Source organism: Burkholderia sp. YIM B11467, assembly GCF_052952715.1.
In genome coordinates, this window is sequence record NZ_JBQVSQ010000005.1 from 351,955 (window position 1) to 365,862 (window position 13,908).

General features: G+C 60.7%; 19 protein-coding genes. 3 read left to right on the top strand and 16 right to left on the bottom strand.

All coding sequences use genetic code 11. The annotated features are described in order from the left end of the window. Positions 1-674 precede the first annotated feature (674 nt). Both ACTRWB_RS19795 and ACTRWB_RS19800 read right to left on the bottom strand, forming a co-directional pair. Positions 675-1,223: a hypothetical protein gene (locus ACTRWB_RS19795; RefSeq protein ID WP_156441841.1), complete on the bottom strand. Its 549-nt coding sequence runs from the start codon at positions 1,221-1,223 to the stop codon at positions 675-677. 376 nt (positions 1,224-1,599) lie between these two features. Further along, entirely contained in the window at positions 1,600-2,316 is a 717-nt protein-coding gene (locus tag ACTRWB_RS19800; RefSeq protein ID WP_446902971.1) for an SOS response-associated peptidase family protein, read from the bottom strand. A 68-nt stretch (positions 2,317-2,384) separates the two neighbouring features. Between ACTRWB_RS19800 and ACTRWB_RS19805 the strand changes: the two genes are divergently transcribed. Next, positions 2,385-2,657, top strand: coding sequence for a hypothetical protein (locus tag ACTRWB_RS19805; protein ID WP_446902972.1), 273 nt, complete (start codon positions 2,385-2,387; stop codon positions 2,655-2,657). A 158-nt stretch (positions 2,658-2,815) separates the two neighbouring features. Next, the gene (locus ACTRWB_RS19810; RefSeq protein ID WP_446902973.1) at positions 2,816-3,022 is read left to right on the top strand and encodes a hypothetical protein; all 207 of its coding nucleotides are present in this window, start codon (positions 2,816-2,818) and stop codon (positions 3,020-3,022) included. On the opposite strand, the gene ACTRWB_RS19815 is transcribed toward ACTRWB_RS19810, so the two are convergent. After that, positions 3,019-3,255 (bottom strand): hypothetical protein, encoded by a 237-nt coding sequence (locus ACTRWB_RS19815; protein ID WP_446902974.1) that lies wholly within the window; start codon positions 3,253-3,255, stop codon positions 3,019-3,021. The genes ACTRWB_RS19810 and ACTRWB_RS19815 overlap by 4 nt on opposite strands. Before the next feature lie 72 nt (positions 3,256-3,327). Between ACTRWB_RS19815 and ACTRWB_RS19820 the strand changes: the two genes are divergently transcribed. Further along, entirely contained in the window at positions 3,328-4,089 is a 762-nt protein-coding gene (locus ACTRWB_RS19820) for a DUF1796 family putative cysteine peptidase (protein WP_446902975.1), read from the top strand. A gap of 59 nt (positions 4,090-4,148) precedes the next feature. On the opposite strand, the gene ACTRWB_RS19825 is transcribed toward ACTRWB_RS19820, so the two are convergent. The 13 genes from ACTRWB_RS19825 to ACTRWB_RS19885 all read right to left on the bottom strand — a co-directional run bounded on the left by ACTRWB_RS19825 (position 4,149) and on the right by ACTRWB_RS19885 (position 13,903). Further along, on the bottom strand, positions 4,149-4,949 hold the full coding sequence (locus ACTRWB_RS19825) for an ABC transporter permease (protein WP_446903117.1): 801 nt from the start codon (positions 4,947-4,949) through the stop codon (positions 4,149-4,151). Between the two features lie 62 nt (positions 4,950-5,011). Beyond that, positions 5,012-5,638: an alpha/beta fold hydrolase gene (locus tag ACTRWB_RS19830; RefSeq protein ID WP_446902976.1), complete on the bottom strand. Its 627-nt coding sequence runs from the start codon at positions 5,636-5,638 to the stop codon at positions 5,012-5,014. Then, complete coding sequence (locus tag ACTRWB_RS19835; RefSeq protein WP_446902977.1) at positions 5,635-6,090, bottom strand: hypothetical protein; 456 nt, start codon at positions 6,088-6,090, stop codon at positions 5,635-5,637. The genes ACTRWB_RS19830 and ACTRWB_RS19835 overlap by 4 nt, the downstream gene beginning before the upstream one ends. A gap of 54 nt (positions 6,091-6,144) precedes the next feature. Next, positions 6,145-6,339 (bottom strand): hypothetical protein, encoded by a 195-nt coding sequence (locus tag ACTRWB_RS19840; RefSeq protein ID WP_446902978.1) that lies wholly within the window; start codon positions 6,337-6,339, stop codon positions 6,145-6,147. 3 nt (positions 6,340-6,342) lie between these two features. Next, a complete protein-coding gene (locus ACTRWB_RS19845) occupies positions 6,343-6,975 on the bottom strand; it encodes a hypothetical protein (RefSeq protein ID WP_446902979.1) in 633 nt (210 codons plus the stop codon). A 77-nt stretch (positions 6,976-7,052) separates the two neighbouring features. Then, on the bottom strand, positions 7,053-7,619 hold the full coding sequence (locus ACTRWB_RS19850; protein WP_446902980.1) for a glycoside hydrolase family 19 protein: 567 nt from the start codon (positions 7,617-7,619) through the stop codon (positions 7,053-7,055). A 2-nt stretch (positions 7,620-7,621) separates the two neighbouring features. After that, positions 7,622-8,008 (bottom strand): hypothetical protein, encoded by a 387-nt coding sequence (locus tag ACTRWB_RS19855; RefSeq protein WP_446902981.1) that lies wholly within the window; start codon positions 8,006-8,008, stop codon positions 7,622-7,624. A gap of 60 nt (positions 8,009-8,068) precedes the next feature. Then, positions 8,069-10,036, bottom strand: a complete 1,968-nt coding sequence (locus tag ACTRWB_RS19860; protein ID WP_446902982.1) for a hypothetical protein — start codon at positions 10,034-10,036, stop codon at positions 8,069-8,071. A gap of 4 nt (positions 10,037-10,040) precedes the next feature. Continuing rightward, positions 10,041-10,619: a DUF4376 domain-containing protein gene (locus ACTRWB_RS19865; protein ID WP_446902983.1), complete on the bottom strand. Its 579-nt coding sequence runs from the start codon at positions 10,617-10,619 to the stop codon at positions 10,041-10,043. 4 nt (positions 10,620-10,623) lie between these two features. After that, entirely contained in the window at positions 10,624-11,616 is a 993-nt protein-coding gene (locus ACTRWB_RS19870) for a glycine-rich domain-containing protein (protein ID WP_446902984.1), read from the bottom strand. Between the two features lie 30 nt (positions 11,617-11,646). After that, entirely contained in the window at positions 11,647-12,363 is a 717-nt protein-coding gene (locus tag ACTRWB_RS19875; protein ID WP_446902985.1) for a DUF2612 domain-containing protein, read from the bottom strand. 2 nt (positions 12,364-12,365) lie between these two features. Next, the gene (locus ACTRWB_RS19880; protein WP_446902986.1) at positions 12,366-13,553 is read right to left on the bottom strand and encodes a baseplate J/gp47 family protein; all 1,188 of its coding nucleotides are present in this window, start codon (positions 13,551-13,553) and stop codon (positions 12,366-12,368) included. After that, positions 13,550-13,903 carry a hypothetical protein gene (locus ACTRWB_RS19885; protein WP_446902987.1) on the bottom strand — a complete coding sequence of 118 codons (354 nt, stop codon included), beginning with the start codon at positions 13,901-13,903 and terminating at the stop codon, positions 13,550-13,552. Before ACTRWB_RS19885 ends, ACTRWB_RS19880 begins: the two co-directional genes overlap by 4 nt. Positions 13,904-13,908: the final 5 nt, after the last annotated feature.

A 13,908-nucleotide genomic window follows, 5' to 3' on the forward strand; every position in this document is an offset into this window, starting at 1 on the left:
ATACGCGACGCAATAAGCCCGCGCGGAAGGATTCAGCATCGGGGCTGCGAGAGCACTACCCGGGCCTTTTGTTGCGGAATCCGCGGCGGATCCATCCGACCGCGAGGAAAAGAGCCCCGACCGTCACACTCACCCAGGCAACAATCGAAACAGACACGACTAGCGCGCCTCCCTTCGCCGTCGCAATCAAATCGTCACGCTGCTGCGCCTGTTGTGCGGCGTATTCGGCTCTTGGTTGCCTCGCAAAGTCACACGTCGCCGCTACCGCCGCTTCAAGCGTGGACACGAGGTCCGAAACAGGACCTGTATCACCCGGACGAGATTGCACACGCGGGGAGCTTGGCGCTGGTTGAGGGGGCGAGTTTCGGCAGTCATCGTAAGCGGAGAGTGCTTGCTGGTACGCCGTCGTCGCTTGCCGCTCAGCGTTTCGGACGGCGTCCGCGTAATTCACCACCGCAGCCACTCCGGCCAGAACGGTCACTACCACCCAAATACGAGTCCATCCGCCCATTTTGCTCCCCGCAGCTATCGTGTTTCACGGGGATGGTAGCGGATGTCGGGCGAGTTGCGTCAGTAGCTAGAGCTACCTCTCCGACGTTAGAGAAGAGTCATGCAGGGGCGCCAAGCTTTCCGACGTTAGACATGCCACCGAGAAACGCGGCAAGGTTAGATGCCTATTTGCCCATGCTTGCCTTTTCCGCCTCGCAAGGCTGGCATGGGGCGGCCCAGTCGAACCCGTCTCCCTTCTGGACAATCTTCGGAAATCCGTTGGAAGCTCTCACCGTGTTGCAGTTGGGCCAACGCTTATCGAACGTCCGCACAATCATCCGGTCAGGCGGTAAGAATTTATCTAGCCATTGTGGCCCGCCGTCCTTTTGTAGCAGGTCGATAGCCAGCACATGTACACCGGACAGTGGAATATCTGTCCAATTGCTTGGACACGAAGCCTCCAAAGCCTTCAATTCTGGCGTCGCGGCATACTCGGGATTCCCGCCGAATACATATCCCGCGTCAAACAACGCTTTCTTGGTCAGCGGTTCGCATTGAGCCCATGCCGTCGCCTCTGCCGCCGTCGTCGGAGCTTTGGTGTTGATTGACGCCCAACAGGTATCAAACCATTCCTGTCCCGTCTGGTAAAACCAGCCCCTACTTGCTCCCCATGCGACCACCGCCGCAATGACGATGACGCCCAACGCACTGCTTCCGCTATCGTTGCTGCTCACGTCGGCCCCCGCCTCTTTCTATTAATCGAAAGCATTATCGGAGTTGAGGAGGTAGTGAGCAATCGGACACCGGGTGGCGAAGCGACTGGGACGCAACGAGCCTAGTGACGAATTGACTAAATCCGGTTACACCAAGGTTACATGGAAACCAGAAAGCAAAAAGCCCAGTCGCAATGACTGGGCTAAGTGCTTGAATTCGTTGGGGTGGCTGATGGGACTCGAACCCACGACGACAGGAATCACAATCCAGTACTGAAAGTGCCATTTTTCCCGAAAAATCAATGCGTTAGGATTTAGATTTCGGAATAATTTGCATGTTTTGGGACCATATGTGGCAACGGTTTGCGAGCGGTCGTTCCGAAAATTTGGCGGCAGATTATGCGCTCCGGGGCGCCGGCTCGGATGTCATTTCGTCTGCCGGGTAGAGCTGCAGCATCGAGCGCGCAGCCTCGACGTCCGGTGTCGTCAACCATTCTTCCCAATCGTCGGGCCGCAGGATCACGACCGACCGCTTCTCGTCGGCCGGCTTGTGCATGCGCGACATCAGCGGATGGCCGTCGGCGTTGACCGTGATCATAGCCATCGCGCAGTGCTCGGTGCCGTCGCGGTTCGTCAGCGTGCGCCAGATGCCGGCAACGCACATCGTCGGCCGGTCATCCGCGCCGATCCTCTGCCACACGCATGGCCCATTGATCCATTTGCCTGCCGCGTCCTGCCGGGCGTCCGGATATGATGGCTCGATCACATATTCGGCCGGGATCAGACAGCGCCGACCGCTGCGCCACGCCGGCCCGTACAGAGGAGATTTCCCGACGTTGTCGTCGCGCGCGTTCATCGTGCTGCGCATGGGCGGCGACGGCCTCCCCTCCTCCTTGGCCTTCTCGATATTGGCCTTCTGGATTGCGCACGGCCAGTACCCGAAGCCGGCTACCAGGGGCGTGAACCGGCCGTCGACGTGCACGACGATCGGCGCGGGGTAGTCGGTGTACACGTCGAGCTTCCATGGCGTCTGTCGGAACAGGTCGCCGAAGCTGTCGATCTTCAGCTCGCTAAGGCCAGATTCCTCGCCTGGCGCGCGATAGGTTGTGCACATCTGCCGTCCCCTATTTTCGTTCTTGACGGCCCTATCTTACCCCGCGATACACTGTACATCCATACAGTATGTATTTCGATGCCATGCTCAGCAAGACCCTTCCCGCCTTCCAGTCTCCCAGCAATCACGAGCTTCGAGAAATGTGGCGACGCTACCCCGAGGACCACGAGGTGCGGCGCCTGATCCTCGAAATCGTCCGATGCCGACTGCAGTTCAGGGACGCGAACGACCTGCGCGAAACAGTCCAGAAAGTCTGGACCGAGGATGTCGGGGGCCACCTCGTGGCCCTCTACCAGCTACGTCTGATTTTGCAGGATGAGGCCAGATTGGCCAAAGGCTGAATGCGCGCGGATGCCGGCGCGTAACCCGAATGTTCAATCGAAATCGGCCGCCGGCCCGCGGCGAGGCCAATGCTCGGCGCCTCAAGTGGCGCCTCCGATATTACGAGACGTAAGACAGTTGATGCGGTAAACTCACGCGAAAATGTGATGGGTAAGGAATGAAAACTCGGCTCGAAATTCAACACCTCGTCAAGATCATCAAAGACGAGTTCAAGGGCGCTCCCCTCGAAACGCAATTGAAAGAATTGCGCCGCGGGGTCGAATTCCTGTCCTATGCGTTTATTGTGGCAGTGATTACCCTGTTCGTGATCGGCCCGTTGAATTTCCAACGGGACATCATCGAACCAATTAAGGCGATGCTCTAGATGACGTACGCCTTGATCCCTTCGTCGAACGGGTCTGCCCTCGGCAACTCTTTGAAGCCGAATCGCGACATCGTTTCCCGGATAGTCGACTCCGACTCTCCGGGGTTAAGTGCCCGAGTAACCGAAGGCTCGTCAGATGTTGCGATCTCCAAAACCGCGTCGCCTTCGATGCTGTCCCGGAAACGAAATACGCCGGCAAGGCAAGTATCGCTATCGTTCAGATCTTTTGTCATTTTCGTTTATCAAATAACGCTGCACCAAAAACAAAGACCCTTCAAATCAAATGGCCGAAATTGGAGATGCGCATGATCGATCAGGAATTTGACCACATCATCAGCCTCGGTGGTCATTGCCAAACAGCATACCAGATCCGACGACATTTCGGGACGGACAAGGCCTATCCCTTCGACTGGTGGGTTACGCCGACCAAGGCGCTTGTCGAGCTTCTTGAGAGTGGTTTTGTCGATATTTTCCGCGAAGACCACATGAAAATTGTGCAGGAGGACACCGGGCCTGCGGTAATGTGCGGCAAATACGGCCTGATGCACTATCATGATTTCGACGAGGCAAAAATCAACGGGGTGTACTCGCCCTACCTTGTCCGCAGCAAATGCGCGCAAAACAACAGCAAGTTTTCATACCTGATAACTCGGTTACTGAACCTATCGGGGAAAGTGCTATTCGTGCGATTCTCGCACGGGTGGGTTCAGAACTACGAGCACACGACCATGTTCGACGAGGAATTGCTCACGCGATTCATGGCTGCCATGCGAGCGATGCTTCCGAACGTCGAGGTCAACTTCCTGTTGCTGAACGACTACAACAACCATGCCGGCTTAGACGGCAACCCGTTTCCCGGCGTCTACACGTCCGTCGTAGACAATTACGACGAGAAGCTATGGTACGGGAGCAATCAAGGCTGGGACGAACTCTTCGAGTACCACAACCTCAGACTGCGTCAGCCTGGCGCGATCGATGAGCCGCCCTTTCACGCGGAGCACCAAGCGATCGACGACGGCCCGAAGGATGTGAGCCCACAACCTCAGGTCGAAGAAGCATCGCAGTAAGGGTTCGACGCACACTTCGTTATAAATAAGAAGACCGCTTATGCAAGCGGTCTTTTTGTTTATTCTGGCTCGACTCTGGCACTAACGTATCTGACCATCAGAAGTCCAGTGAACAATGTGACGAGATCAGCGAATATCATGTATTCGACGTCATAGTGTGGCTTTACTAAGGATCCGAAGTATCCCGAGCGAATCATTTCACACCCGTAAACCGTAGGTATCCACTTGACGACCTGCTGAGCCCGCTCAGGGAGCCAGTCCATCATGAACGCCGCACCGGATAGCGGGAAAAGCAAATACGCGACGGTGTGCCAAATTCTGTCATAGGTTTCGCTAATCTCGCTAAGCGATCCTATGATAAACCCAAGGCCAACAGCAAAAATCGCGAGATATACCCATCCCGTCAAGATGAGCAAGACATCTGCCGGCGGCTCCATCAACCCGATTGCGATGAAAAACACCGACAGGAACAGAAACGACATTGTTGCACCGGATGCCTCGAGAATCGCTCGGGACAAGAACAAATCAATCACGCGGACATTGCGGTGAAACAGCAAACTGTGATTTGGAAGAATTGCCAAAGCACATCGGTTCGCAGTATTACGCCACAACAGAATCGTGGAATATCCGGTCACCGCAAATGCAGTGATAGATAAGTTCGATCCGTGATTGAACTTCGCCACATTCCAAAGCGCCGTCACCCCGAGGGTGAACGACATGGGCTCGAAGAAAATCCACAAGAACCCGATGTTGTGGCGGCCGTACCGAGTGATGATCTCGCGCATCAGCAACGCACCGACTACTCGACACTGAATCTGAAGGGAACGGAACAACGATGTGTCGTGATTTGCGCCAAACATATCTGCGGTCAGTGTGTCGTGTTGCGCGCATTCTATCAGCTTGATGCGGCGCACGAACGCCATCAAGGCGTCGCGGCGCCGCTCACACGGCCGGACGGCAGTTCCGTCGAAGCAAGCGCTGCGATAACCCGCGCGATCGCATGATCCGTCACGTTCGCAAACGGCAGCGCCGCGCGGCCGACCTGCTGAATGACGCCAGCGTGGCGCCAGTCAGGCGGCAGATCCGGAACGATGTCGTTCCCGTTCTTGTAGAGGCTCAGGGGCACCTTCGCGAGCAGCGACGCGACGCTCCCGTTCGTGCTGACTCGCGGCGGCTCGAAGCCATAGACGGCCGCCGGCGGATTGCAGCCGACCACCATCGCCGCGGCGCCCATGATCGCGATCGCGGCGCCGAGCGAGTGCCCGACGAGCGTCACCGGACGGCCGCCGATCGCAGCGAGCACCGGCACCGAGATCGCTTCCCATGCAGACCAGAAACCATGGTGCACCTGCCCGACGCCGATCACGTCGATCGGATGCGCGTCCAGATCGGCCGCCACACAATCGAGGTTGTCCGTGCCCGGGAAGGCGACGACCAGGCCGGCCGCCGTCTGCCGTACGATCGCGCGCGAAGCGCTATCCGCTTTCCCGATGTCGGGTTTCGCGGAATACGCCTCCTGCGCGAGCAAAGCGTAGTCGCGCGGGGTCATTGCAGCGGCACTCCGGCGAGCGGCGTCGACGCCGCGACAGGCGCGGTTGTGGCGGTGATGAGCTGATCGATCATCCCCTGCACGAGCGGCCCGAACGTCTGGAGCGCGAGCAGCACGACCTGCTGCTGCGGGAGCGCCGGGACGGCCTGCACGATCGTGATAGCCATCGGCAGCAGGCTGTCGTGGATCGTTCGCAGATCCGTCACGTTGAGCTGCGCTCCGGCTGTGCAGATGGCTTCGTTCGAGGCGATGATGCCGGGCTTCGCGGCATCGCCTGGGACGCCGCTCAGCAGTTGCTGCTGCGCTGGCGTGAGCAGCGGCGAAGCGGCGATGATCTTCAGGTCCGCATTGACTATCGGGCAGGCCTGCGTGAACTGTTCCTGCAGCGTCGGCAGCGATTTGCAGCCGGCGACGAGTGCGACGGACGCGACAAGGCCTGCCGCGAGCAGCATGAGCTTCTTCATGGGATTCCTTCGGGAGTGATGCCGCGAGGCGCGGCGGACGGGTTACTGCTGAGCGATGGCTTGCGGGAAAAAGCGGTTGACGAGGGCATGACCGAGCGTGATCAGCCCTGCCGCGAGCTGCAGCTGTGCGTCGAGCGGAATTTTCACCCCCATCGCCGATGCAGCCCAATCGATGAGCGGGACAAACGACGATGCAGTGAACGTAACAGCACCGGTTTGCAGAATGGATTTCGGCATGGCTTACTCCTTCAGGGGCTGGACGAGTTCGTCCGGGGTGAAGACGAACCCGGCCTTGCGCGGGAACGCCTGAAACACGAAGGTCGGGAACGACCGGTGATGGATGCCGTGCGCCGGCGAGCGGTGGAACTTAGCCGACAGCGGCAGCATGTTCGTCATCGCGTCGACGAAGGTTTCGGGCTTGGCCGGGTCGAACGCATGCCAGTCGAAGCCGCGCAGTTCGACGAGCTTGCAGACGAGCCAGAGGAACGATTCCTCGACCGGGTACAGCTCCTTCGTCGGCCGATCGGTGACCGGGTCGAGCACCGGAATCTCCTTGATCTCGCCGAGCGCGACGCCGCGCACGGCCGCCCAATCGATCGCGTCGGAATCTGCCCACTCGCAGAACAGGTGGTGATACTCGGGCGACGGCTGGCCGCTGATCGAGCAGCGCAGGCCGGCCGCATGCCCTACTTTCTTCGTATGCCGGAACGTCGCCGACTCGGTGCGCGGCGGGTGGTCCGGGTAGTACTCGATCTCGACTTCTGTCACGCGCACAGCATGCTCGCCCGCGATCTTCGGCAGAGCGGCGAGGCCAGCGGCCGTGCATTTCTCGCAGCGCTGCTCGAGCGCGACGTCATGGCTGCATCGGGTCATATCTGGTCCGGAAATGAAAAAGCCCGGCGCGCGGCCGGGCGAGATTGCGAAATTTCGAAAAATCGAAAACTGATGGGTCAGGCGACGCCGAGCGCCTTCTTGCAGGAATCCCAGAGCGCCAGGCGGTCGGGCATGCCGTTCGGCGTGGCCGACGAGCGCGGGTTGCCGATGTTGATCGCGCGGCTGATCGACAGAAAGTCACCAGCGTCGGCGAGCGCGCTCAGGCCGTTGTCGACCCAGAACTGCGCCGATACTTCCGCGGAGATGCTCGGCTGAACGATCTGGCCCGGGTTGCCCTCGAGATCGACGCCGATCTTCTGACCCATCACCCGGAAGTTGTAGCGGCCGGTAATGCCGATCAGGCCGCCCGCTCGGAAATTGAACCCGTCTCCGGGCTCGGTATTACCGAGTTCCTTCGCCTTGGTCGAGGGAGGCTCATACGCCCGTTGCGCGGGCGTCGGCCCCCAGATCTCGCGGAGCCATTGGAGCCGGCCCGACTCGTGCCCGCACTGCGCGAGAAACGCGGCCTGCCGCGCGGGCGAGTCGATCGCATACATCGCCATGACGGCCGACAGCGGGTCGGCCCACGGCGTCGCGCGCGCGAGCGGGATCTGCAGCGCGGCGGAAAGAGTTTGTGGTGTCATGGTCATCCCAGAAGAAATTTCACGACTGCATGCGCCCAATCGGGAATGGGCTCATGTCGCAAGTAACGAAAAACGATCAGGACGACGGTGCCGAACGCGATCGTCGGACCGGCGACGTGCCGGACGAGGAAGCGCCACGCATCGGCGAGACGGCACAACGCGCGAACCGCGCGCGTGCCGCCCTCCCACGTGTCGACCATCGACTGCGTATTCGTCTGGATCAGAGATACCGAGGCAACGATGTCGTCGATCTTTTGGTCCTGACTTTGCAGGTGCTCTTTTGTGGCCGCGGCTGTCTCGTTGAGTCGCTGCTCCAGTTTCGAAAAGCGACGTTCTCCTGCGCGCAGGCGTTCCTCGACGCGCGCCGGCGCCGATACGTTGTCGGTCATTCATCCCCCGGAAATGAAAAAGCCGCCCCTCGGGCGGCTGATGTGTGACTCTTATGCTGGTCAGTACAACGGGTACCAGGTCGTATTCGCACCCCGGCAGAGATACCCGTGGCCCGCTCCTGCAGCGAGCGAAGTAGCCGGAGCTGCCACGCTCCCGGACGCGGCGCCGAGCGTGAGCGCGGTAATGGCCTGCGTCGACGAATAGCGCGCGATCGAGCCGTCATACGCACTCGTGCAGCCCGGCAGCGTAATCGTCAACGTCGCGAGCGTGGCGCTCGGGTTGATAATTGCCGTGCCCGTTCCGCTGGCCAACGTAACCGTAGCGCCCGTCGCCGGCGTGCTATACGCATACGACTTGTCGATCTCCTGTGCGCCGTGGCTGATGCTGCCCGACAGCGTCAGCGCGCCGGTTGCGCGCACGAAAAGGGCGTACGTTCCGAGATAGGTGCCGGTGTCACTGTAGGCGCCGAGCGCCATGTTCGAACCGCCGTTTGAACCTGAGCCGGGTTCAGACGAGCCATCCGTGAACCATTGCCAGCGCGGCACGCCATTTGCGGCCCATTGGATTGCTCGCTGGGTGCCGGGGGTATAAAACAGGCTGACACCGAAATTTCCTGTGAATGCTTGGCTCGTCACGTTCGCGGACTGGTTGCCTGATGCATTCGATGCCATGTACTGCGAATAGTTGTAGATATTCGAGTCCGGCACCGTCGCATTGACCGCATACCCACCGTTGTTCAGGATTTGCCGACCCTGGTCGATGCTGATGATCGTGCTCGCATCGTCGACGCGAACACTATCCGCTGTCGCGTTGTACAACTGCCCGGGCCCGATAACGATGCGGCCATTCGGCCATTTCTGCACATAGACGTTGACGCCAACGCCGCCCGTGCCGAACGTTCCGGCAGAGCCGATGTGTGCGTTGAGCGTGATCGGAGCATTCGACGTCAACGCATCGTTGAAATGGAAGCCGTAATTCGTGTTGCCATCGGAAACGGTTTGCGAGCTGAAGAAGATTTCTCGATTCTTCCGCGCGACAAAGCTGTTGTCGACCCGATAGTTCACGTTGTTGTAAAACGCAAGCACCTTGCCGAAATACACGCCGCCCTGCCCGCCACCGATCTGAAACCCAACGCCGGAGAAACTCGCGACAAGGTTGTCCAAAAAAATGTCAGAGCCTTCGTCACTGGACGCCGCACCGTTCATTGCGACACCAACCTCTTGCACTTGCTGATTGCCGATGTCGTATTTGAATACGTTGACGTTGTCCAGCCAGATGCCGCGCCACAAATTGATCGATGCCTGATTCAACGAACCCGCGTTCACGTCGATCAGGTTGTTTCCGTATTGCAAGCGACGCACGTGCAACGCCGCTCCGGACGTCATCTTCGTGCTCGACTGGATCGTGAAGCCCGAGAAGTTCCACCCCGTGAGTGACGTTGTTCCGTCACCGAGCAAGATCAGGTCGCTCGTGGTGTTCGTGCCGGTATAGAGCAACGTGGATTGCCCACTACCCGCCCCACGAATGCCGCCGTTGCTGATCAGAGGCAGCACCTTTGGCGTCGTGAACGTGCAGGTTCCGGAAGGCAGCGTCAGCGTCAGGCCGGGCGCAATCGCGGCGAATGCGCTCGTCATCGCCGCGTCGTCGTTGTTCGTGCCGTTGCAAGTGTTCGGACCGCCGAAATCCTTCAGGTTGATGGTGTCCTGAAATTTGTTCGTCAGCGTGCGTGCAACGCTGCCCGCAGCACCTTGCAGGTACTGCAGTTGGCTTGTCGCGCCGGTGGCAGTCGCCGCGCCGGTGCCGCCCGATGCAATTGCGATCGGCGCGCCCGTTACGGTCAGCGTCGGGACCGTAAGCGGGCCGGTGAGCGCACCGCCTGACAGAGCGAGCACGTTTTCGAAAGCTGAATTCAGTTGCGCCGCGGCCAGGATCTGGCCGGGAACGAACTGAGCAAGAGCCGACTGCCCGAAGACGAGCGACAGCGCAAATGCGGCGAGGGACAGTGCCGCGAGGATTCGATTCTTCATGTTGTCAGCTCCACACCACTGCTTGAATTGCTGCGAGCGTCGTCGCTGCAGCAACCTGATTGACCAGGTTCTGCTTCTTCGTGAGCGCAGCCAGGATCGCAGCCTTCCCGTCTTGGCCCGCTTGCTGAATTTGCGCAGCCGTGTGCGAGACGTATGCCCAGACACCGGTCGAGTCTTCGCACCAAAACGGCGTCGTCCATCCCGCAGGCAAGCCCGGATACATCGATGCAAGCACCGAGGCCGTCAGGTTCTGCTGATCAGTGATCGACGCCGGATAGGTGTGCACGGCCCCCAAGGCAGACGACTCAAAGCCGGCCGTGATCGCGTTCGAACACGCCGTCATCAGCGCGGCAATCTGCATGGCGCGCGCGGCCTCAAGCTGCGCGTTGATAGTTGCCGCCGGCACGGTCTGCGTGAGTGCGCCGGACACCACGTACCACATGCCAGTCTGTGCTGCGGCGTGTTGCGCGTCGGTCAACTCGAGCAGGGAGGTCGCCGGCGGCAATTCCGCATAATTCAGCGCATCCGTGTCGAGGAGTTGCAGCACGAGTGCGCTGCTCGGATCGAAGTAGGCGTATTTCATATTTTCAGCACTCAATGATTGCAAGACCCTGACCACCGGATCCGCCGTTGCCGGCGGTCCCTGCGGCACTCCCATAGCAGCCACCGCCGCCGCCGCCGCCACCGCCAAATGCAGCGCCGGTGCCCGCTTGACCAGCCCCCTGAGCCGCCCTGCCACCAGCGCCACCGCCGCCGAATAGCGACGAAGCACCGAAGCCGCCATTGCCCATGTAGTTGCCGTCGTAACCGGTTTGCCCCCCGGGGTTTCCGGAACCGCCGACGCCACCGTTGCCGCCCCCGCCAATCGCGTTCACGCTTGCCGCGCCGCCAGCACTACCGGCACCACCGCCCGTCAGAGTTGCGAGCGTTCCGATTACCGTGTTGCCGCCTGCCGTTGCTGCTGCCCCGCCAACAACGCCACCAAGACCGCCGGCGCCGATCGAGATATTGATCACCTGCCCGGGGGTCACTGCGAACCGAACGCGAACCAGATATTGGCCACACCCACCGCCGCCACCGCCGCCACCTCCGACGATTGCGGAAAGCCCGGAAGTGCTTGCTCCAGCGCCCCCACCCCCACCAGCCGCCACAGCACTCACCCAGATCGCAGTGACCGTCGGAGGAACCGTGAACGATCCGTTCGACGCGAACGTCGCGACCGTCTTGATCTGTTGCAGTTGGCCGAGGCTCACGGCCTGATTCGGCGTTACCGCGCTCGCGACCGCAAAGGCCTGCGTCTGGTCCCCGTTCACCGCCGCGGCGGATGCGAGCAGGTTCGCCAGCAGCGTCGCAGTGGTGCCGTCGTCGATTGCCGGCTGGCCGGTCCGCGTGACGATGAACTGCGCGAGCACGGCGCTCATGATGGTCGACTGCCGCCACGCCTTGTTACAGGCAGCGGATTGAGCAGTGCCTGACTGGAAACCCTGCGAGATCGCCGCGAGAGCAGCGTATGCGGCCTGAGAGAGCACGTTCGCGCCCGCACCTACCGCGAACGGCAGGAAGTCGTTTTCGATTGCCATGTGAAGTCCAGAAAGTGCCGCGACGACGCGTCAGGCGAGCGTCGATACGTCGAGGGAGAAGGTGTAGTCGAGAAGGTTTTGAGGAGTGAGGCTATCCGTCGACCACGAGCCTGCGTCGAACCCAGCGACGTACTCGTTGTCAACGTCGAAGCCGAATACCGGCGTCCCGTCAAGCGATGTGAAGGCGTAATTGACGTGGACCGCCTCCGGCTTCAGAGACAGAAAACCCTTCGTCAGAAGCGCTGCATACAATGCATTGGGTTGCTTTCCAGCAATGCCGATCGTGATCGACATATCGCAGTGATCCTCGATGAAAACCAGTGTGCCGGGGGGAGCCAACATTTCAAGGATCTCGCCGGCGGCATCCGGCGTTCCGTCCCAGTGGTTCGCCGCGATCTTCGCGCGCAACGCCATTCGATACGTTTCGTCGTCCAGCGATACGAGGCCAGAATCCGGGTCATACGGGCCTTTCCACGCACCCTGATCAAAGCCGAGCCCGTAGATGTCGAAGGCGAAGTACACGCCAACCAGTGGCGTGCTTACCTGCCGCGCAAGGCCGATCCATTGCCCCAGTGTGTCGAGCTGGTCACCCACTGCCGAATCGAGATCAAAGAGCGCCGGCATGCCGCCGAGCAAGTTGATCTGGTCAACGATCGGAGACACCCATGCTGCGACGACCGCCATGAATATCGGGCGCGGCTGGTGCTCCGAGGTGATCAGCCCGGTGTAATCGTCCAGTTCTGCCATGCTCACCCCGTCGTGATCGTCACCTGGTTAGCCGTACAGGAGGCCGATTCGTTGAACAGCAGCCCGACGTCCGGCGACCCGACACCGCGCGGACCTGTAAGCACGAGGCTCGCGATCTTGAACGTCGATGCGCCGCTGATGGATTTCGCCTGCGTGACGCATTCGTCCCATTCGACGCTCTGCGCTGCGCCTCCGCCGATCACGACGCTGTTGATGTACGCCGCGATCGCATTCTGCATGGCGATTCCTGTAGCGGTCGTATAGCTAGGCAGCGCACGAATCGCGACTGCGACAGCGATCGGCGCGTCAGTGGGCCGGAAGAATTTGATGGTCACCGGCATGCCGTATCGGTTCGTCGTGTTGATCTGCGTCGTGCCGTACGTGCCGCCGCCCGGGGTCTTCTTCATCGCGATCGCGTTAGCGATTGCCGTGGCGTCACCGCCTTCGACGACGAGCGAAATTGAGTGCGACGGGATGCCGTTAGCATCCGTTACGCTGGTGTCGTTCTCGTAAGGCTGGCATCGCGTCACGCCAGGCAGGTTTGCGACAGCGCCGGTGATGCCGTCGAGCACCGTTTGCGACGGCAGAGCCGTCGACACGCCCTGCCGAACGCGCAGTGCCGGGTCCGGCTCGACCGGTGCGCCCGGAGCCGCATCCGACGCGTTCGTAACCGTCTGCCAGCCGCGCGTCGGCGTGCCGATCTGGTTGATCGTGCCTGCCAGCGCCGCGATCGCGCCAATTGTCGTGCACGTCGCCGTGACCGTAATCGCACCGGCAGGCGGAATCGTGACCGTGGCCGGGAGCGCCCATTGGTAGTTGTTTCCGTCCTTCACGATCCCGTTCGTGATGGTCGTGCCGGCCTGCCCGACCAGCGTCAGATCGGCGCTCGAATAGGAAGCAGCCTCGCGCTCAATCCCGTTGATCTTCACGTTGCTCGACAGCGCAGCGCCGACCGCCTTCGACGGGCTGAACGAGTTGTAGACGCCGATGGTGACCGAGTTGCAGTCCGCGATCGCCTCCGCGACCACGGCGAGTAGCTGGCCGTCCTGGCTGTCGGGATCGATATACACGTCGGCCCCATAGATCGCCTGGTACTTCGCTTGGAAGTACGCGTATACGTCCGCGTACGTCGGCGCGGTGATGCCGTTCGCGTCGATGGTCGCCGCGACAGTGGTAAGCGTCGTCGTCACAGGGTGGTCTCAAATGTGGTGGTTCCGTAGAGCGTCGTGATCGTCGCGGTAACGGTCAGCTTCCGCGTTTCACTATCCAGCGCGCTCGAATATGCGGTGATCTCGACTACGCCGGTCGTGCCAAGAATGCATGCGCGGATCGCAGCGTCGGCAGTGCCCTGCGTGTTCTTGCCGATCACCGCCTGTTCCCACGGCATCCCAACGGTCGTATCGAGGAACCACTCGCCTTGCAGGAGACGCAGGCGCGTCAAGACCGCTTGAGCTACAGCATCCGGCGTGTTCACGAGGAAGTCGTTCGCTGACCCGCCGAAGACGTAGTCGCCGTCAGCGTCGAGTTTTCGGTATCTCATGGGTG